We start from the raw sequence: 19,227 nt of genomic DNA, 5'->3' as shown, positions 1-19,227 counted from the left end.
GAAATCGCTTTACTGCGTCTGCCACGGGCGCGCAATCGGCGCCGGCAAGGCCATGGTGAACGCCATTCAGGGTTCGAACTTGAAACAGGCCCTATCGGTAGCACTTCCCCAACTGGCGCCCTGGCGGCCGGCTGCGGTGGCGCTGATGGCGCCGGACCGGCCATCCCTGAGCTTTGCCGGCCTCGCCAATCTTGTCGACAAGCTCTGCGGCGATCTCGCCAGGCGTGGCGTTGCCCGCGGCACGGCCGTCGGCATCGTCTTGCCCAACGGCCCGGAAATGGCGGCCTGTTTCCTGGCGGTCTCGGCGTTGGCGACGGCGGCGCCGCTCAATCCGGCTTACGGCGAAGACGAATTCCGCTTCTATCTCGGCGATCTCGATGTGAAGCTGCTGCTGTGCGGACAAGGCATGGGCGATGCCGCGCGCAACGCCGCAAAGGGGCACGGCATTGCGGTGCTCGACGTCGTCGTGACTGACGGCGCCAAGGCCGGCGAGTTTCTGCTGGCGGGCGACGCCGAGGTGGAGGCTGCCAGTGAGGCTCGCCTCGACGATATGCAGCTCAACGGGCCGGACGATTTCGCGCTTGTCCTGCACACATCGGGAACCACGGCGCGGCCGAAGATCGTCGGCTTGCGGCAGCGCAATCTGCAGGCATCAATGGCCAACATCGCCCGCACCTTGGCGCTTTCGGCAGACGATATCTGTCTCAACGTGATGCCGCTGTTCCACATTCACGGGCTGATGGCGGCGCTCAGCGCACAGCTGGCAGTCGGCGGCGCTGTTGTCTGCACGCCGGGCTTCAACCCGCTCAAATTCTACGGCTGGCTGGGCGACTTCAGGCCGAGCTGGTACAGCGCGGTGCCGACCATGCATCAGGCGATCCTGGCGCGCGCCGCCCGCAATGGCGAAACCATCGCTGCTGCGCGGCTGCGCTTCATCCGCTCGTCTTCAGCAGCGCTTCCCGACACCGTGTTCCGCGACCTCGAGCGCGTCTTCGGCTGTCCGGTGGTCGAGGCCTATGGCATGACCGAGGCGGCGCACCAGATGACATCCAATGACCTGCCGCCTGCGCGCCGCAAGCCAGGCTCGGTCGGCCTGCCTGCGGGTCCGCAGGTGACGATCCTGGACGACAAGGGGACGATCCTTCCGGCGGGTGAAAAGGGCGAGATCGCGGTGCGCGGCGCCAACATCCATGATGGCTATCTCAACAATCCGGTGGCCAATGAAGCTGCCTTCAGCGATGGCTGGTTCCGCACCGGCGACCAGGGCCTGATCGACGAGGATGGCGATCTGAAGATCACCGGGCGGCTGAAGGAGATCATCAATCGCGGCGGCGAAAAGATCTCGCCGCTCGAAGTCGACAATGTCCTGCTCGATCATCCTCTGGTGGCGCAGGCGGTGACCTTTGCCGTGCCGCACGCCATGCTCGGCGAAGAGGTGGGTGCGGCCATCGTGCTGGCCGAGGGCGCCACCGCCGATGCCGAGCAGATACGCGATTTCGCGCGCAGCCGGATCGTCGAGTTCAAGGTGCCGCGCCACATCCTGTTTCTCCAGGAGATACCCAAGGGTCCCACCGGCAAAATCCAGCGCGTCGGCCTGGCCGGCAAGCTCGGCCTGGTCTGAGGACTCTCATTTGAGCATGATCTTGTCCGAACCGGTTCCCACTTTTTCGGGATCATGCTCGAATTTAGATCTGCGACGTCAGCTCGACCGGAAAATCATCATTGTCGGCGTCGCGCATGGCGGCGAGGCTGCGATTGTCCAGCACTTCGGCGATCGCCTGGCGCACTTCCAGCATCATGTGCCGGACCTGGCAGGTCGCCTCGTCGCAATCCTCGCAGCGCTGGTATTGCGTGCGGCTGGCGCAGGGTATGGGAGCGAGCGGGCCGTCCAGCACGCGCACGACGTGGCCGATCTTGATTTCGGAAGCCGGCCGGGCGAGGCGATAACCGCCTTCCTTGCCCTTGCGGCTGAGGACGAAGCCGGCATTGCGCAGCTCGCCCAGAATGGCATCCAGAAATTTCTTCGGGATGTTGTTGGCGATCGCGATGTCGTTGACGAATGCAAGCTGGCCGACCGGCAGGCCGGAAAGATGCACGAGGGCCTTGAGGCCGTATTTGCCTTTTTTGGTAAGCATGCCCGCTTCAGTTCATGAAAACCCCAACCACCCGCATCTGGCGGTTGTTTGTGTGCAAATCATGACGTTTCGCCTGAACAACCCGGTTTCGCGTAGAACAAGCCGCCCGGTTGAGATGTTAGGCACAAAGGCGTTGATTCTTTGTAACGTTTTCGCCGATCGCGACAGATTCCGCCTGAAAGCCGTTTGTCGGCGCGCGAAATCAAAAAAGCCGGCAAAGCGCCGGCTTTCTTGTGAGGTGAGGTCGAACGCTGCTGATATCAGCGGCTGCCATAGGTCTGGTCGAGCAGACCGCCGGCGGCGAAGTGCTCCTTCTGTACCTTGTCCCAGCCGCCAAAGACGTCTTCCACCGTCAGCAGGCGGACATCGGGGAAGTCGGCCTTGTATTTTGCCGCGACTTCAGCGTTGCGGGCGCGCAGGCCATTTTCAGCCGCGATGGTCTGGCCCTCGGGCGTGTAGAGGAAGTCGAGATAGGTCTTGGCGAGGTCACGGCTGCCGTGCTCGTCGGCGACCTTGTCGACGATCGCCACCGGGAATTCGGCGAGCAGGCTGACCGCTGGCGTGACCTGTTCGAACTTGTCGTTGCCATACTCCTTGCGGATGCCGCGCGTTTCCGACTCGAAGGTGATCAGCACGTCGCCGATCTCGCGTTGCACGAAGGTGGTGGTGGCGGCGCGCCCGCCGGTGTCGAAGATCGGCACCTTGTTGAACAGCTTGGTGACGAACTCCTTCACCTTGGCGTCGTCGCCCTTGAAGGCTTCCTTGGCGTAGGCGGTTGCGGCCAGATAGGTGTAGCGCGCATTGCCCGAGGTCTTGGGGTTGGGGAAGATCACCTGCACGTCGTCGCGCACGAGGTCGTTCCAGTCCTTGATGTGCTTGGGGTTGCCCGCGCGGACGAGAAAGGATGGGAGCGAATAGAAGGGCGAGGCGTTGTCGGGGAAATCCTTCTGCCAGTCGGCGGAGACGAGGCCTTTCTTGACCAGAAAGTCGATGTCGGTGACCTGGTTGAAGGTGACGACATCGGCGCCGAGGCCTTCGGCAATGGCGCGCGCCTGCGCCGAGGTGCCGGCGTGCGACTGGTCGACGGTGACGCCCGGATGGCCGGCGACGAAAGCCTTGTTCACCTGGGCGAACAATTCGCGGCCGACATCATAGGAAGCGTTGAGCAATTTGTCGGCCGACCAGGCCGGCGAAGAGGCGAGGATCAGGCCGACGGCGGCTACGCTGAGGAAAAATCGCTTCATGAAAAGGAGCTCCTTGAGAAGGCCGTTTGTCGATGCATCGATATAATGCGCCAACATAATAGGACCATGTCCAGCGCGGACAGACATGCGCGCCGGGTTCGCCATTCGACGATGAGAAAAAGCGTTGCCGAAACAGCCGATTGGTAGGATTTCCTTCCAACGCCATGCAAAATGATTGCATCTTGCCGTTGTGGCATATACATTTGGCATATACAAGGATGCATCGTGATGCCGCAACACCGCCATTCAACGCCGCCGAGAGAGGCGAAGCTCTTCCGCAACAACCGCAGCCAGGCGGTGCGCATTCCCGTCGAGTTCGAGCTTCCCGGCGAAAAAGTCCTCATCAGCCGCGACGGCGATCGCCTGGTTATCGAGCCAGTCCGTAAACCAGGCCTCACCGCCTTGCTCACCCAATGGGCGAAAGAGCCGCCGCTTGGTCCTGAAGACGACTTTCCCGAGATCCATGATGCGCCCGTGGGGCCTGAGGATATCTTTTGATGCGGTTCATGCTGGACACCAACATTCTCAGCGACATGATCCGAAACCCTGCCGGCAAGGCTGCCAGTACGGCGGTTCGCGCGGGAGACGGTGCCCTGTGCACCAGCATCGTTGTCGCCTCGGAGCTGCGTTATGGCTGCGCCCGCAAGGGATCGGCCAAGCTGCTCGCCAAGGTCGAGCAATTGCTCGCCGAGTTACCTGTGCTGCCGCTCGATGTGCCGATGGATAACGAATACGGAGCACTTCGTGCCGAGCTGGAGGCCAGAGGCCAGCCAATCGGCCACAATGATCTTTTCATTGCTGCCCATGCCTGTGTGTTGGGGACGACACTGGTGACGGCCAACACCGCTGAGTTCCGTCGGATCAAGGGCCTGACGGTCGAGAACTGGCTGGAGTAGCGCCGGATCGATGTCTATGCCGCCGGGAAAAGCTTCCAGCGCCTTGGCCTGAACGCCACCCGGCTCTTCTGCGCCGCAGGATGGTCCACAGGCAGTTCGATCTCGACGCGCTGGCGCTCGCCGCCGATTTCCAGTTCGACGCGTCTTGTGCCGGCGACGCGGCGGCTGGCGGCGACCGTGCCGGCGATGCAGCCGCTGCAGCCGTCGAGCAGTTCGATATCGTGCGGGCGGAAATACAGCGTCCCATCGCCCTCGGGTGCGTGCGGCGCCGACACGCCGATCGGACGGTCGGCGAGCCAGATCTCGCCATTCTCAACCTTGACCGGCAGCATGCTCGATTCGCCGATGAAGGAGTAGACGAAGGGCGAGTTCGGCGTGTCGTAGATCTCGTCGGCGGAGCCGACCTGCTCGATGCGGCCCTGGCTCATCACCACGACGCGGTCGGCAAGCTCGAGCGCCTCTTCCTGGTCGTGGGTGACGAAGACGGTGGTGTGGCCGGTACGGTCATGGATCTCGCGCAGCCAGCGGCGGAGTTCCCGGCGCACCTGCGCATCGAGCGCGCCGAACGGCTCGTCGAGCAACAGCACCTTGGGCTCGATGGCCATGGCGCGCGCCAGCGCCACGCGCTGGCGCTGGCCACCGGAAAGTTGCGCCGGATAGCGCTTTTCCAGGCCGGAAAGCTGAACGAGATCGAGCAGTTCGGAGGCGCGTCGGCGGATTTCGGCCGCCGGTGGTCGCGACGGTCCATGCCGGACCTTGAGGCCGAAGCCTATATTGTCGGCGACCGTCATGTGCCGGAAGAGCGCATAGTGCTGGAAGACGAAGCCGACATTGCGCTCCTGGATCGAGCGGTGCGAGGCGTCCTCGTCGCCGAAGAAGATCTTTCCGCGCGTCGGCCGCTCCAGGCCGGCGATAAGCCTCAGCAGCGTCGTCTTGCCGGAGCCGGATGGCCCAAGCAGCGCGATCAGCTCACCCGACTTGATGTCAAGCGATACGTCATGGAGGGCCGGAAACCGGTCAAACTCCTTGCGTACGTTGGCAACGCGAACTTCCATGTAGATCCCTCAGTAATTTGGCGCATGTCGTTGTCCCAAAACCGGTTCCCAGTCTTGGGCGACATGCATTTAGTCAGTGCCCGCGCGTCGCGGCGATCTCGGCGCCGTAGCGCATCTCGAGAAGTGTTTTCAAGACCAGCGTGACCAGCGCCAGGCCGGCAAGCAGCGAAGCGACGGCAAAAGCGCCGACGGCGTTGTACTCGTTGTAGAGGATTTCGACATGCAACGGCATGGTGTTGGTCAGCCCGCGTATGTGGCCCGACACGACCGAGACCGCGCCGAATTCGCCCATCGAGCGGGCGTTGCATAAAAGCACGCCGTAGAGCAATCCCCATTTGACGTTGGGCAGCGTCACGTACCAGAAGGTCTGCCAGCCATTGGCGCCCAGAGAGAGCGCGGCTTCCTCGTCGCCGTTGCCCTGTTCCTGCATCAGCGGGATCAGTTCGCGGGCAACGAAGGGGAAGGTGACGAAGATGGTCGCGAGCACGATGCCGGGCACGGCGAACAAGATCTGGATGCCGTGCGCCTTCAGCCATTCACCGAACAGTCCCTGAGCGCCAAACAAAAGCACATAGACCAGGCCGGAAATGACCGGCGAGACCGAGAAGGGCAGGTCGATCAGCGTGGTCAGAAAAGTCTTGCCCTTGAACTCGAACTTGGCGATCGCCCAGGCAGCCGAAATGCCGAAGACGACGTTAAGCGGCACGGCGATCACCGCCACCAGCAGCGTCAACCGGATCGCCGAGCGCGTATCGGGATTGGAGAGCGATTCCGTGTAGGCGCCAATGCCTTTCGCCAGCGCCTCGTGGAAGACGATGATCAGCGGCAGCAGCAGGAAGATGGCGAGGAAGGCGAAGGCCACCGCCATCAGCAGCAGCCGCACCGGCCGGCTTTCGGTCACCGCCGCCGACCGGCTCTCGTGATGCGGTTCGTAGGATTTGATCTCGGGGTCAGCCATAGCGCTTGCGACTCCATGACTGCGCCAGGTTGATGACCAGCAGCATCACGAACGACAGCAAAAGCATGATCGCCGCGATCGCGGTGGCCGCCGGATAATTGTACTCCTCGAGCCGGATGACGATCAGAAGCGGTGCGATCTCCGACTTGTAGGGAAGGTTGCCGGCGATGAAGATGACCGAGCCGTATTCGCCGACGCCGCGCGCGAAAGCGAGTGAGAAGCCGGTGATGATGGCCGGCGCCAGGCCGGGAAACAGGATGCGGGTGATGATCTGGAAGCGGTTGGCGCCGAGCGTCGCGGCGGCTTCCTCCACTTCCTTGTCGATCTCCTCCATGATCGGCTGCACCGTGCGCACGACAAACGGCAGGCCGATGAAGACAAGCGCCACGACGATGCCGAGCGGCGTGTAGGCGACCTTGATGCCGAGCGGCGCCAGGAGATGGCCGATCCAGCCATTGGGCGCATAAAGAGTGGTCAGCGCAATGCCCGCGACCGCGGTCGGCAGCGCGAAGGGCAGGTCGACCATGGCGTCGACGACGCGGCGGCCGGGGAAGCGGTAGCGCACCAGCACCCAGGCGACGAGCGTGCCGAAGACGACGTTGACGGCGGCTGCGATGAAGGCTGTGCCGAAGCTGATTTCGAGTGCGTTGATGGTCCGGCGGTCGGTGGCGATCGCCCAGAAATCGGTCCAGCCGAGGGCTGCCGAGCGCCAGATCAGGCCCGACAGGGGGATGAGGATGATGAGCGTGAGGTAGGCAAGCGAGAAGCCGAGCGTCAATCCGAAACCCGGAATGACACTCGGCTGTCTGAATCGCCACCCCGCCTTGGCGGGTGCTATGGTCATGTCGTCCTGATCTAAATCCTACTGGGCCGGCTTGTAGATCTGGTCGAATATACCACCATCGCCGAAATGATAAGGCTGTGCCTTCTTCCAGCCGCCAAAAAGCGGATCGTCGATGGAGATCAGCTTGATTTCGGGCGTCTTCGGAATGTCAGCCGCATCCACCAGCTCGGGCTTGGCCGGACGATAGTGGTTCTTGGCGATGATCGTCTGGGCTTCCTTGGAATAGAGCCAGCCGAGATAGGCTTCGGCGACCTTGCGGGTGCCCTTGGCATCGACATTGGCGTCGACGATCGCCACCGGCGGCTCGGCCAGGATCGAGGTCGGGGGATAGACGATCTCGAAATTGTCGGCTCCGAATTCATTGAGCGCCAGATAGGCGTCGTTTTCCCAGCCGATCAGCACGTCGCCGATGCCCTTTTGCGCGAAGGTGACCGTCGAGCCGCGCGCACCGGTGTCGAGCACCGGAGCATTGGCGTAGAGCTTGCCGACGAATTCCTTGTTCTTGGCTTCGTCGCCGCCATCATTGGCGTTGGCATAGGCCCAGGCGGCAAGGTAGTTCCAGCGGGCACCGCCGGAGGTCTTGGGGTTCGGCGTGATCACCTGGACGCCGTCCTTGACCAGATCGCTCCAGTCGTGGATGCCCTTCGGGTTGCCCTTGCGGACCAGGAAGATGATGGTCGAGGTGTACGGCGCCGAATTGTTCTCGAACTTCTTGCGCCAGTCCGGGTTGATCTTCTTCGACTTGGTGACGATGGCGTTGATGTCGCCTTCGAGCGCCAGCGTGACCACATCGGCATCGAGGCCGTCGATCACGGCGCGGGCCTGGGCGCCGGAGCCGCCATGCGATTGCTGGATGGTGACCGTCTCGCCGGTCTCGGCCTTCCAGTGTGCGACGAAGGCTTCGTCATAGGCCTTGTAGAGTTCGCGTGTCGGGTCGTAGGACACGTTCAGAATGGTCGTATCGGCAAACGCGAAACCGAGCGTGCCGAACTGGATCGATGTGGCGACCAGTGCGCCGAGCAGTTTCTTGAAATGAGGTTTGGTCATTCCCGCCTCCGTTGATGACGGCTGAACTCTATCGAATTGATAGAAATTAGATGCATTCAACGTTGCCTTTTTTGTCCACTCGAAGGAAATTTTCGCCGATATTGGGTTTCGAAAGGAAATATTTTCCTCATATTGGTCAACCCAAATCCGGCCGGTTTGACGCTATCTAGGAGCTGACACCGCAGAAGCAAGGCCGAGTGAGGGAAGGCTCGGTGTAGCACCGGGCGGTTCAGCCCGCAGTGATGGGAAAATCGAAGCGCAGCTTTGGAAACGGCTCATCCCGAAGCGTGTAGTGCCACCACTCTCGCGCATAATTCTTGAAGCCGCCGGCGCGCATGGCGTCGAGCAGCCTTTTGCGGTTTGCCGCCGCTTCTGCCGCCAATGGGCGATGTGCGGTTTCGCTTGCCGGGTCGAAACAGTCGAAGCTGGTGCCGAAATCGAGCGTGCCGGCGCCGGCCGTGCCGCAAGCGGCGCATGATTTGTTCTTGCCGTCGCTGCGGGCGATGGCGATATCGACGGTCGAGCCGCGCGAATGGGTGGACAATTCGCCGATATAGCCCGTGGCGATGAGGTCGCCGCGCTGCACCTGAGGGTACCATTGCGGATCGGGCGGGCCGCCCTCTCTGGTCCATTTGCCCATGTCGGCAACGGCGCGGGCCGGGCGGTAGCAGTCGAAGACGACCAGCGTCAGGCCATCGGCGGCGAGCGCTTTCTGCACACCGGACAGCGCTTGCGCAGCTTGCTTCGTGAGGATGCAGATGGGGGCGTCGTAGCCATCGGCCTTGCGATGCAGGAAATTTTCCAGGCCGGCATAGCGGATGTCCTGGCGGATCGAGGGATCGACATCGGCCAGGCGGACGAAGCCGGCGGGCAGGGGATCGGCGTCGGCGGGGGAGCAAGTCGAAACGAACATGGATAGGGCTAAGGCCAATCCTCGATGCAAGCGCTTCGGCACACCCCCCTCTGGCCTGCCGGCCATCTCCCCCGCAAGGGGGGAGATCAGATGTCGCTGCGGCTTTCGCCAATTTTCAACGTTGCTGAATGAGCGCGGCGCCGAAGCTGCCAATCTCCCTCCTTGCGGGGGAGATGGCCGGCAGGCCAGAGGGGGGTGCCTCGCGCCGGGCCTCGGGCGAAGAAGCCCAATCCCCTGAATCGCTTGGCGCCATCTATTCAACGAACACCTTCACGCTTGCCGCGCGTCCCACGGCGTCGATGACGGTGAGCGTCGAATAGCCGGCGCCGTCGGGCAGCCAGGTCGCGGTGCGGCGGCGGTCGATGCCGACGAGCGGCTTGCCATTGGCCAGCCAGCGGAACGGCGCGCGGCCGCCTTGCAGTTTCAGCACCAGCGGCGAGGCCTCGGCGGAATTGGTGGCGAGATCGACGCGGGCGCCGTTGGGCGGGAAAATGATCGTCGGCGCCGGTTCAGTCGGGCCTGCCTGCACCAGTCCGTCGGCGCCGGCCCCGAAGCGCGCCAGGGTCACCGGCAGGTCTTCGCGTCTGGCCTTGACGACGCCGGCCGGCTGGCTGGGCAACGGTGCCGCTGCAAGGCTGGAGCGGACGAAGCCCTCGAACAGGATGGGGGCGGCCGAGACATAGCCGGACAGGCCGGGCACGGCGCCGGCATCGGCGCGGCCGACCCAGACGCCCAGCACGTAGCGGCCGTCGAAGCCGACCGACCAGGCGTCGCGGTAGCCGTAGGACGTGCCGGTCTTGTAGGCGATGCCGCGCTGCAAGGCGCCCTCGGGCGGCTTCACGCCCGACAATATGTCGGTGATCTGCCAGTTCGCCTGGGCGTCGAGGATGGTGGCGGTGGTGCGCTCGGCATTGGCCGGCTCGGTGCCGTCATGGAGCGTGTTTGCCTTGCCGCCATTGGCGAGGCCGGTATAGAGCTGGACGAGATCGCGCAGCGTTACGCCGACGCCTCCGAGGCCGATGGCGAGGCCCGGCGCCTCGTTGACCGGTAGCACGGGGCTGACGCCGGCCTGGCGGAAGCGCGCCATCAGCCGTGCCGGGCCGACAGAGTCGAGCACGCGGATTGCCGGCACGTTGAGCGACAGCTGCAGCGCCTGGCGGATCGAGACATCCCCCTGATACCCCATGTCGAAATTCTTCGGCCGGTAGCCGCCGAAATCGACCGGGCTGTCCTCGATCAGCATTTCCTGGGCCACCAGCCCCTGCTCGAAGGCGAGGCCATAGATGAACGGCTTCAGCGTCGAACCGGGCGAACGCACGATCTTGGTCATGTCGATCCAGCCGGAGCGGCTGGCATCGAAGAAATCGGCCGAGCCGACTTCGCCAAGAATGTCGCCGGTGCGTGCGTCCGCCATCACCATGGCGACCGACAGGCGCGGGCCAAGCTTGATCGCGGCATCGCGCGCCACCTGTTCCAGCCCTTGCTGGACGCTTTTGCGGATCGTAAGCTGCAGTGGCTTGCCGGGCACGGCCTTGGGCAGCATGGCGTAGGCGGCGTGCGGCGCCAGCGCCGGCAATTTGCGGCGCAGGCCCGAGACATCGTCGAGGGCGGCGCGCGCGGCCTCGCGCTCGCCAAGCAGGTCAGCTGATACCATGCGGGTCAGCACGCGGTCGCGGGCTGCATGAGCGATGGTGAGATTGCGGTCGGGCCGGCGCTTTTCCGGCAATTGCGGCAGCGCCACCAAGAGGGCTGCTTCCGAGACCGTCAGCCGCTTCGGCTCCTTGCCGAAATAGGCGAGTGACGCGGCGCGCACGCCTTCGAGATTGCCGCCATAAGGCGCCAGCGTCAAATAGCGTTCGAGGATCTCCTGCTTAGACAGCCGCCGCTCGATCTGGATGGCACGCAGCATCTGCTTGATCTTCGAGCCGAGGCTGCGGTTTTCGCGTGGCTCGATCAGCCGGGCAAGCTGCATCGACAGGGTCGAGCCGCCGGAGACGATATGGCCGCTGGTGGCGAACTGGCCGGCGGCGCGCGCCAGCGCCAGCACATCGACGCCATCATGGTCCCAAAAGCGCTTGTCTTCATAGGTGACCAGCATGTTGACGAACTGCTTGTCGACCTGGTCGAGATGAGTGTCGAGCCGCCAGTAACCGTCCGGCGTGGCGAAGGCGCGCAACAGCTGGCCGTCGCGGTCCTGGACCTCGGTGGAGACGGTGAGCCTTCCGGGCAGCGGCGGCGGAAAAGCGCGGTCGAGTTCCCAGAGAGAAGCGGCAGCGATCGCCGCAAAGCCGACGAGGGAGGCGGCGGCGATGCCTGTTCGACGGAGAAATTTTCTGGAGAGCATGGTGGTGCCCTTCATCCGCCTGCCGGCTCCTTCTCTCCGCATAGCGGGGAGAAGGAGATGGTCGCGGACATCGGCGTGTTCATCTTCGTCTAGGCGCCTTACGGCGCCTTGATCTCCATCATGCCGGTGGCGGTGCGGGCCGAATATTGCGGCCGGTACATGTCCTCCACCGTGGCTGCCGGATGGGCATAGGTGCCCGGCGTTACCGCACGCACGACGTAGGCCAGCATGATGTTGCGGTCGCCATCGCCGTCATTGGGATTGAATGCCGCGACGAAACGGTCGTCGCGGAATTCGAGATGGGCTGCGTCCGTTTGCGCCAGCCAGGTGAAGTTCGACAGCTGGGCGCTGGAAACAAGGCCCGGATTGTCGATCTCGAAGCCGGCCGGCAACAGGTCGGTGATCAGCAGGCGCGAAGGCCAGCGGTTCTGCTCGTAAACCTTGAGCACGACCACGTAGCGTTCGTTCTGCGTCGCCTCGGTGACGTTGGCTTCGGTGCCATCGAGCTTGTAGTAGGTGCGGTCGATGGTGAAGCCGTCGCCGCCGGCCGGCAAGGGCTCTACCGGCGAGGCGACCGTGGTGACGACCGCCTGCAGCGGCGTGGCGCCGGTGTTGGCGATGGTCAGCGGGCTGTCGGCAATGTCGGTGCCGCTGAGGTGGTTGGAATATCCACCTGCATGCGGCGCGCCGTTGACCGACAGCGTGATAGAGTCGTTGCCCGACTTCAGCGCGCGGGCCGCCAGAAGCATCCAGGACTCGTCCTGCGTGCTGGTCCAGCGGGCATCGGCGCGTTCCCTTGCCACCAGCCGGATCAGCTCCGGCACGATGGTCGGCACCGGCTTCGATTCGGCGGCGAGCGCCAGGATCGCGGCGCCATCACGCAGCCGCGAGCCATAGTCGGACCGGTAGTAGTCGTATTCGGTGGTCGACTTGGCCAGCTGCAGCGCCGTCTGGAAGGTTGCTTCCGAACGCTGCGCGTCGCCGTAGAGCGCCAGGCTCGCCGCCAACTGGGCGACGGCCATCGGGCTCGAGAAGGCTTCGAGCTTGGTGTCGGCGTAGTAGCGCAGATCGCCGACCGAGGCCTTCTTGTTGCGGGCCAGAACATAGAGCGCGTAGGCGATTTCGCTGCCGCGATCCTGGACGTCCTGGTCGTAACCGACCGAGTTTTGCAGATTGCTCAGCGCCTGGCTCATCGCCAGGGCCGGCACGTCGTAGTTCTGCTCGCGCGCCCGGGTCAGGAAGTCGGTGACGTAAGAGTCGAGCCACAGATCGCCGGAGCCCGGACCCCACAGGCCGAAGCTGCCGGCCGAAGCCTGGTAGCTCAGCACCTTGTAGATGGCGGCCTGCACGCGGCCGTGCAGTTCGGGATCGCTTTGCATGCCAACGCCGGACGCCAGATCGTTGACGTAGAGAAGCGGCATGGCGCGGCTGGTGGTCTGCTCGGCGCAACCATAGGGGTAGCGGTCGAGCGTCATCAGCAGTGACGGCACGTCGAAGGCCGCAGCCTGCGAAACGCCGACGCTGATCGAGGCGCCGTCGAGCAGGCTTGCCGCGAGCAGCTCCTTGTCGACGCGCAGCGAGCCGCCATTGCCCTTGAGGTCGACGACCAGACGGGTGGTGACCGGCAATTGCGCCGGACGCACCGGAACATACAGCGTCTGCTCGACGGCGGTGCCGTCGCCATGGGCGAGCTTGATGGTGATCGAGGCATTGCCCGCCGTCTGTGCAATCAGCGGCACGGTCAGCGTCTGGCGCTTGCCCTTGGCCAGCGTCAGCTTTTCGGGCAAGGGCTTGTCGCCGGTCGAGAGGTCGCCGGTCGTGGCGATCGACAGGGCATAGTCGCCCTCCGGACCGTCGGTGTCGGCGACGTCGAGCCGCATGATAGCTGCATCTCCAGGCGCCAGGAAGCGGGGCAGGCCGGCAGTGATCACCACCGGATCGCGCACGATGACATCGGTCGTGGCATGGCCGACGGCCTCCTTGGTCCAGGCGACGGCCATGACGCGCACGGTGCCGTTGAACTGCGGGATGTCGAAGTCGATCCTCGCCTTGCCGTCGGCGTCGAGCTGGACCGGGCCGGAGAAGAAGGCGACCAGCTTTTCGGTCGGCGGACTGCCTTGCGGCTGCATTGAGGCGCCGTCGCCGCCGGTCCTGAGCTTGCCGGTGGTGCCGAGGGAGCCGTCGATGAGACGGCCATAGATGTCGCGGACTTCGAGCCCGAGCATGCGCTGGCCGAAATACCAGCCCTCCGGATCCGGCGCCTTGTAGTTGGTGAGGTTCAAAATGCCGACATCGACGGCAGCGACCGTGACATAGGCATTGCTGCCCGGCGCTACGCCGGCGACCGAAACCGGGATCGACAGCTGCTGGCGCGGCATCGTCTTGTCCGGCGGCGTCAGGGTGACGGCGAGCTTTTTCGAGCCTGGGTCGACCGTCAGCCATTTTACGCCGATGGCGCGCGCCGGCATGCGGGTTTCCTGCGCATCGCCGGGCCGGAACAGGGTTGCGGTGATGTAGGCGCCGGCGCCCCAGTCGTCACCGACCGGGATGTCGACCGTGCTGCCGCCGGCCGGCATGGTTGCCGTGACGGTCTTGAGCAGCTTGTCGGCGCCAATGGTGACCAGCAGTTCGCCGGCAAAATGCGGCGACACTTTCAGCTTGGCCACGTCGCCGACGGCATAGCTGTCCTTGTCGAGAGCGATCTCGAGCCCGTCAGGCGTTTCGGTGGAGGTCGAGGAGACATACCAGCCGGCGTCGAACTCATAGCTGGTCGCCGGGCCCTCGGGATCGGCAGTCTCGATCTCGAGCCGGTACTGGCCCCAGTCGACCGGCATCGTCACGGTCGCCTCGGCATCGGCACTGAGATCGACCTGGCCGTTGGCGATCGACTTGGTGAAGGTGACCGGTTCGTAGTTCCACGAGTTGTTGTTGCGGTACCACTGGTAATTGCGTTCGACCTTGACCAGCGACCACTGCGCGCCCTTCAGCGTCTCGCGCTTGCCGTCGGGGTCGACCGCGATGAGGCTGAACTTGGCGGTGCCGCCCTGCGGCACCTCATTGTCGGCGAAATCCGGACGAATGCCGATCATGTGGCCTTGCGGGCGGATGCCGATGTTGAGCGAGCGTTCGATGGCGCGGCCGCCGGTTTCACGCATGCGAACCGTGACCTTGGCGTCGACCAGCTTGGTGGTCGCGGGCAACTGGTCGACCGTGACCGGGAAGGTCGCCTTGCCGTCGTCGCCGACCACCGGCAGACCGGTGAACGGGGTGACCGAAGGCTCGGCCGACTGCTCGTCGGCAAGGCCGAACGAATAGCCGGCGAAACGGTCCCAGTCGCGCGCCGTCGACAGCGTCAGCTCGCCTTCGAGCGCGAGGCCGGCGGCCGGCGCGCCATAGAGGAAGCGGCCGTCAATGTCGATGTTGGCGGTTTCGCCCTGGGCGATCTCCTGCTTGTCGGACTTCATGTCGAACTCGATGCGATCCGGCACGAAGTCTTCGACCAGGAACATCTGGCTGGAAACGGCCGCCTGCTTGGGATCGGTATAGATCGACACCGTCCAGGTGCCGCGCATGGCGTTGGCTTCCAGCGGCAGGTCGACGGCATAGCCGCCGGCCGAGACGCCATCGGCAACGATGCGGCGGTTCTCGACGCCGTCGGGACGGGTGAAGATGAAGGTCAGCGGCAGGTTTTCCACCGCTTTGGAGGCGCCGTCGCGGGCAAGGGCTGCGACATGCACATCCTCGCCGGCGCGGTAGATGCCGCGTTCGGTCCAGGCATAGACATCGAGCGCGCCCGGTGCGGCGCGTCCGGCGACGCCGCGATCGGACAGATCGAAGCCGGCGCGGCCCATGTCGAGGAAGACGAAATCGTTGTCGCCCTGCTTGGCCATCAGAACGGCCGGCACCATGCCGCCGTCGCCGCGCGTCAGGCCGGGGTTGAAGACAGCATGGCCTTCGGCGTCCGACGTGGCTGTGCCGAGGATTTCATTGTTCCTGGCCAGCAGCGTCAGTTCGGCGTCGGCGATCGGCTTGGCGGTTCCGAGCGAGCGGGCAAAGACATTGAGGCCATCCTGGCCGGTATAGGTCGACAGGCCGATGTCCGAGACGACGAACCACTGCGTGGCAAGCGAATTGTAATTGTCCTCGTCATTTTCATTTACCGCTTGCGCGGTCAGCACGTAGACGCCGGGCTTGCGCTGCGGCAAGGCTTCGTCGACCGGGAACGAAGTCGTGACGTCCTTGTTGAGGTCGTTGGCGATATCGAGCTGCCCCTGCCAGACCGGCTCACCCATCTGGTCGGAAATGCTGGAGATATCATAGCCGTCGAGCTGCTTCAGGAACTGATAGCCGGACAGAAGCTGCGCGAGCGAACGATCGCCGATGCGGTAGAGCTTCATCTGCGCGGCGTTCATGTTGACGGTGACGACCGGGATGCCGCGGCGGGCGCCGGCGGGCAGCACGAAGCTGTCGCCGGTGAAACGGGCGGACGGCGCGCGGTCCTGCACATAGATCGACAGCACGACCGGAGCGGCGGTGACCTCGCCAATTGCGGCCGGCAGGCCGGCGCGGAAGGTCACTTCGTAATGCTGGCCGTGTTCCAGGCCTTCGACGCAGATCTGCTTGTCCTTGGCCTCGACGCCCTTGGGCGGCTGGTTGTCGACGGTGACGAACTGGGCGTAGTCGACGCCGGTCTTCACCAGCTCCTCGGAAAACTGCGCGCAAATGCGCGGCGCGCTGGTGTCGGCGTCGATCGAGTGATCGATGACGCGGAAGCCCTTGCGGGCCTTGAGATCCTCATATTCGGCCTTGACCGCCGGCGAACTGACCAGCGCGAGGCTGGCTTCATAAGCCTGCAGGGCTGGACGGTAGAGATCGCGGCGGTCGAGGCCGTTGCCGAGCAGCGCCAGCACTTCGGCGCGGGTCTTGGTGGTGCGCAGCAATTTGTAGGCGTTGATAGCGGCGGAGGTGCCTTTGACCGGCAGATTGTAGGATTCGGAGGTGCCGCTGGCCGGCTGTATGGCAAGCGTTTCACGCGCCAGACCGAGCCAAAGCTGGCCGTCGTCAGGCAGGACCGAGACCGCGGCCTCGTATTTGTTCATGGCATGGCCATGGTCGCCGGTCAGTGCAGCCTGTTCGGCGGCGGCGCGGAGTGATTCCAGCCCGTCGGTCGGCTTGTCATAGGCCGGATCGGTCAGCTTGTTGCGGTATTGCTGGGCCTGGTCGGCCATCCAGTTGGGGAAGAAGGCGAGTTCCGGCGGGGCGCCGATATCGGGGTCGCCATCGACATTGACGACCTTGCCCGCGACCGCGCCGCTGAAGGGTTTCAACTGGTTATAGTCGGACTTTAGGAAGCACCATTTGGCCTTGTTGTTGTAAGTAAAGGCGCGGCAGGCGGGGTCGCCGAGGCATGTCGTCTTGCACTGATCGAGGCTGACATTCTGGTCCGATCTGAGATCGAAGCCGAAATAGTCGGAATTATTTGAGGTCACCACCCGGCGGGCTTCGGCCGCTTGCGCTACAGACCCCCAGGCGAAAATGAGAAGAATCAAGATCGACAGACCACGAGCCGCCGCGCGCATCGCCATAACACCCTCCAGACACTGCTACGTCCGCGGCATGTTCAAGCTTCAGTCAAGCTTGTCAACACGAGGACGGGCAGGTTTCCGCCCGCCAACGGTTCCCAAACCGGCCAATGACCGGTATGCCGATAGTTCATCCACGGGAAAGGGATCACGCTTTCTTGCGAAAACGCAGAAGGTGTGAATTCCAAGCCCTGCCTATTTCAGACAATTGGATTGTGGCCCCTTTACGAGCGCTTCAAAACTTCATTCCAATTTTAGTTTTGTAACCTAGGTTGTCCTGATGCCGGCGTATGAAGCGCAGATGTCGAAGGTAAGTGCGCCACGGCGCACGCTTTCGCGTGCGCTGATTGTGGCGTTGGCGTGCTCGACCGTGCTCGTTGCCGAATCGGGGTCGGCGGCCGCCTTCGAGCTCTTCGGCATCAAATTGTGGGGCTCTTCGAATGACGAGGACGCCGATATCGTCGACCCGCTGCGCTATGCGGTGACCATCGAAGCGCCCGATGCCGACAAGGACCTGGTCAAGAAGCTCGAAAACGCCTCGTCGCTGAAATCCGACGAAGACCGCCCGGTTTCCGGCTCGCTCGGCCTTTTGGCGAAGGCGCGTAGCGACCGCGAACAGCTGGTCGCCGCGCTTTATGCCGACGCCCGTTATGAAGGCGTCGTCACTATCACCATCCAGGGCAAGGCGCTCGACGATTTGCCGCCCGATGCCGAATTTACGGGTCCGCAGCCGATCCCGGTGGTGATCAGCATCTCGAGCGGGCCCAAATTCACGCTCGGCAATATTCGGCTGGAGGGCGATGCCGCCGGGCTGGCGAGCGCCGATTTCGGCCTGATAGCCGGCGGCGATGCCGGCTCGGGCGCCGTGCTCAAGGCCGAGGCGCTGATCGTGCGGGCGCTGAAGCAGGAGGGCCGGCCGCTGGCCCGGATCACCGACAGGCAGGTCGTGGCCGAGCACACCACCTCGACGCTCGACGTGACGCTGACGGTGGCCGCCGGGCCGGTTGCCGGTTATGGCGACACCACCGTCGATGGCACCGAGAAGGTCAATCGCGAGTTCACCGAATATATGACCGGGCTGAAACGCGGCCGGCAATATTCGCCCGACGAGATCGACGATGCCCGCGACCGGCTGCTGAGGCTCGAAGTGTTCAACAGCGTGACGCTGAAGGAAGCCGACAGTCTCGACGCCGACGGCAACATTCCGATCGGCGTTCAGGTCAGCGAGCGCAAACCACGCTATTTCGGCGTTGGCGGCACTTTCTCCAACACCGAAGGGCTAGGCCTGGAAGGCTATTGGGGCCACCGAAATCTGTTCGGCCGGGCCGAAAAGCTGCGCATCGAGGGCAAGATCAGCGGCATCGGCAGCAACGATCTCAGCGAGCTCAACTACAATGCCGGCATCATGTTCGAGAAGCCGGGCGTGGTCGGGCCGGCCTCGAAATTCATCGCCAGCGTCAAGACCGTCCTCGAACATCCCGATGCCTACGACCATTTCTCGGTCAAGGGCAGCACCGGCCTGTCCTATGAGATCGACAAGAAGCAGACGGTTTCGGCTGAAATCGCGCTGGACTATTCCAGGATCACCGACGCCTTCGGCAAGCACAAATACCTGATCGCCAGCATTCCGCTGCAATATGTCTATGACAACAGGGACAACCGGCTCAATCCGACCAGCGGCTTCAGGGTTCTGGCCTATGCCGAACCGAGCTACGACATTCTGAGCGGCGCCGCCTTCCTCAAGCTCAGGGGCGAGGGGTCGGCCTATCAGTCGCTCGACACGGCCTCGAAATTCGTGCTTGCCGAACGCGTCGCGCTGGGTTCGATCGTCGGCACCGGCCTTCAGAACGTTCCAGCCGACAGGCGCTTCTATTCCGGCGGTGGCGGCTCGGTGCGGGGCTATGCCTATCAGGGCATCGGACCGAAGGACATCGACAATCAGCCGATCGGCGGGCTTTCCTTCTTCGAAACATCGGTCGAAATGCGCATTGCGCTGACCGACACGATCGGCATCGTGCCGTTCGTCGACGCCGGCACTGTCTCGACCACAGCGACGCCGGACTTTTCCGACGTGAAGGTCGGCGCGGGCGTTGGCCTGCGCTACATCACGCCGTTCGGGCCGCTGCGCATCGACGCCGCCGTGCCGCTCAACCGCGACCGTGGCGACCCGCGTTTCGGCATCTATGCCGGGATCGGACAGGCGTTCTGA

13 protein-coding genes are annotated in these 19,227 nt (G+C 63.9%); 4 read left to right on the top strand and 9 right to left on the bottom strand.

Annotated features, from left to right (window positions below; translation table 11 throughout):
- Window positions 1-79 precede the first annotated feature (79 nt).
- The gene (locus tag AC3EMP_RS26065) at window positions 80-1,621 is read left to right on the top strand and encodes an acyl--CoA ligase (RefSeq protein ID WP_444848974.1); all 1,542 of its coding nucleotides are present in this window, start codon (window positions 80-82) and stop codon (window positions 1,619-1,621) included.
- Between the two features lie 64 nt (window positions 1,622-1,685).
- On the opposite strand, the gene AC3EMP_RS26060 is transcribed toward AC3EMP_RS26065, so the two are convergent.
- Complete coding sequence (locus AC3EMP_RS26060) at window positions 1,686-2,135, bottom strand: RrF2 family transcriptional regulator (RefSeq protein WP_023673075.1); 450 nt, start codon at window positions 2,133-2,135, stop codon at window positions 1,686-1,688.
- 260 nt (window positions 2,136-2,395) lie between these two features.
- Window positions 2,396-3,379 carry a sulfate ABC transporter substrate-binding protein gene (locus AC3EMP_RS26055; protein ID WP_352710923.1) on the bottom strand — a complete coding sequence of 328 codons (984 nt, stop codon included), beginning with the start codon at window positions 3,377-3,379 and terminating at the stop codon, window positions 2,396-2,398.
- A 228-nt stretch (window positions 3,380-3,607) separates the two neighbouring features.
- Between AC3EMP_RS26055 and AC3EMP_RS26050 the strand changes: the two genes are divergently transcribed.
- On the top strand, window positions 3,608-3,877 hold the full coding sequence (locus AC3EMP_RS26050; RefSeq protein WP_023739913.1) for an AbrB/MazE/SpoVT family DNA-binding domain-containing protein: 270 nt from the start codon (window positions 3,608-3,610) through the stop codon (window positions 3,875-3,877).
- Entirely contained in the window at window positions 3,877-4,275 is a 399-nt protein-coding gene (locus AC3EMP_RS26045; protein ID WP_352656150.1) for a type II toxin-antitoxin system VapC family toxin, read from the top strand. Before AC3EMP_RS26050 ends, AC3EMP_RS26045 begins: the two co-directional genes overlap by 1 nt.
- Before the next feature lie 14 nt (window positions 4,276-4,289).
- Here AC3EMP_RS26045 and AC3EMP_RS26040 read toward each other — a convergent pair whose 3' ends face one another.
- The 7 genes from AC3EMP_RS26040 to AC3EMP_RS26010 all read right to left on the bottom strand — a co-directional run bounded on the left by AC3EMP_RS26040 (window position 4,290) and on the right by AC3EMP_RS26010 (window position 17,021).
- The gene (locus AC3EMP_RS26040; protein ID WP_352627133.1) at window positions 4,290-5,330 is read right to left on the bottom strand and encodes a sulfate/molybdate ABC transporter ATP-binding protein; all 1,041 of its coding nucleotides are present in this window, start codon (window positions 5,328-5,330) and stop codon (window positions 4,290-4,292) included.
- A 73-nt stretch (window positions 5,331-5,403) separates the two neighbouring features.
- Complete coding sequence (cysW, locus tag AC3EMP_RS26035) at window positions 5,404-6,288, bottom strand: sulfate ABC transporter permease subunit CysW (protein ID WP_023687972.1); 885 nt, start codon at window positions 6,286-6,288, stop codon at window positions 5,404-5,406.
- The gene (cysT, locus tag AC3EMP_RS26030) at window positions 6,281-7,132 is read right to left on the bottom strand and encodes a sulfate ABC transporter permease subunit CysT (RefSeq protein ID WP_023687973.1); all 852 of its coding nucleotides are present in this window, start codon (window positions 7,130-7,132) and stop codon (window positions 6,281-6,283) included. The genes cysW and cysT overlap by 8 nt, the downstream gene beginning before the upstream one ends.
- 18 nt (window positions 7,133-7,150) lie before the next feature.
- Entirely contained in the window at window positions 7,151-8,179 is a 1,029-nt protein-coding gene (locus AC3EMP_RS26025; RefSeq protein WP_023673082.1) for a sulfate ABC transporter substrate-binding protein, read from the bottom strand.
- 229 nt (window positions 8,180-8,408) lie between these two features.
- The gene (locus AC3EMP_RS26020; protein ID WP_023682209.1) at window positions 8,409-9,092 is read right to left on the bottom strand and encodes a M15 family metallopeptidase; all 684 of its coding nucleotides are present in this window, start codon (window positions 9,090-9,092) and stop codon (window positions 8,409-8,411) included.
- Window positions 9,093-9,345: 253 nt separating this feature from the next.
- Complete coding sequence (gene pbpC / locus AC3EMP_RS26015) at window positions 9,346-11,451, bottom strand: penicillin-binding protein 1C (RefSeq protein ID WP_352710926.1); 2,106 nt, start codon at window positions 11,449-11,451, stop codon at window positions 9,346-9,348.
- A gap of 83 nt (window positions 11,452-11,534) precedes the next feature.
- On the bottom strand, window positions 11,535-17,021 hold the full coding sequence (locus tag AC3EMP_RS26010) for an alpha-2-macroglobulin family protein (RefSeq protein ID WP_352710927.1): 5,487 nt from the start codon (window positions 17,019-17,021) through the stop codon (window positions 11,535-11,537).
- Window positions 17,022-17,298: 277 nt separating this feature from the next.
- On the opposite strand from AC3EMP_RS26010, the gene AC3EMP_RS26005 reads away from it, so the two are divergent.
- The gene (locus tag AC3EMP_RS26005) at window positions 17,299-19,227 is read left to right on the top strand and encodes an autotransporter assembly complex protein TamA (RefSeq protein ID WP_023804940.1); all 1,929 of its coding nucleotides are present in this window, start codon (window positions 17,299-17,301) and stop codon (window positions 19,225-19,227) included.

The organism is Mesorhizobium sp. P160219 (assembly GCF_057786095.1).
The sequence above is the reverse complement of the archived record's forward strand: the minus strand, read 5'-3'. Positions and strand labels throughout refer to the sequence as shown.

Excerpts from the sequence above, each read along its gene's own strand:
- AC3EMP_RS26060 (WP_023673075.1), bottom strand. The coding sequence starts at position 2,135 with ATGCTTACCAAAAAAGGCAAATACGGCCTCAAGGCCCTCGTGCATCTT.
- AC3EMP_RS26055 (WP_352710923.1), bottom strand. The coding sequence starts at position 3,379 with ATGAAGCGATTTTTCCTCAGCGTAGCCGCCGTCGGCCTGATCCTCGCC.
- AC3EMP_RS26050 (WP_023739913.1), top strand. The coding sequence starts at position 3,608 with ATGCCGCAACACCGCCATTCAACGCCGCCGAGAGAGGCGAAGCTCTTC.
- AC3EMP_RS26045 (WP_352656150.1), top strand. The coding sequence starts at position 3,877 with ATGCGGTTCATGCTGGACACCAACATTCTCAGCGACATGATCCGAAAC.
- AC3EMP_RS26040 (WP_352627133.1), bottom strand. The coding sequence starts at position 5,330 with ATGGAAGTTCGCGTTGCCAACGTACGCAAGGAGTTTGACCGGTTTCCG.
- cysW (WP_023687972.1), bottom strand. The coding sequence starts at position 6,288 with ATGGCTGACCCCGAGATCAAATCCTACGAACCGCATCACGAGAGCCGG.
- cysT (WP_023687973.1), bottom strand. The coding sequence starts at position 7,132 with ATGACCATAGCACCCGCCAAGGCGGGGTGGCGATTCAGACAGCCGAGT.
- AC3EMP_RS26025 (WP_023673082.1), bottom strand. The coding sequence starts at position 8,179 with ATGACCAAACCTCATTTCAAGAAACTGCTCGGCGCACTGGTCGCCACA.
- AC3EMP_RS26020 (WP_023682209.1), bottom strand. The coding sequence starts at position 9,092 with ATGTTCGTTTCGACTTGCTCCCCCGCCGACGCCGATCCCCTGCCCGCC.
- pbpC (WP_352710926.1), bottom strand. The coding sequence starts at position 11,451 with ATGAAGGGCACCACCATGCTCTCCAGAAAATTTCTCCGTCGAACAGGC.
- AC3EMP_RS26010 (WP_352710927.1), bottom strand. The coding sequence starts at position 17,021 with ATGGCGATGCGCGCGGCGGCTCGTGGTCTGTCGATCTTGATTCTTCTC.
- AC3EMP_RS26005 (WP_023804940.1), top strand. The coding sequence starts at position 17,299 with ATGCCGGCGTATGAAGCGCAGATGTCGAAGGTAAGTGCGCCACGGCGC.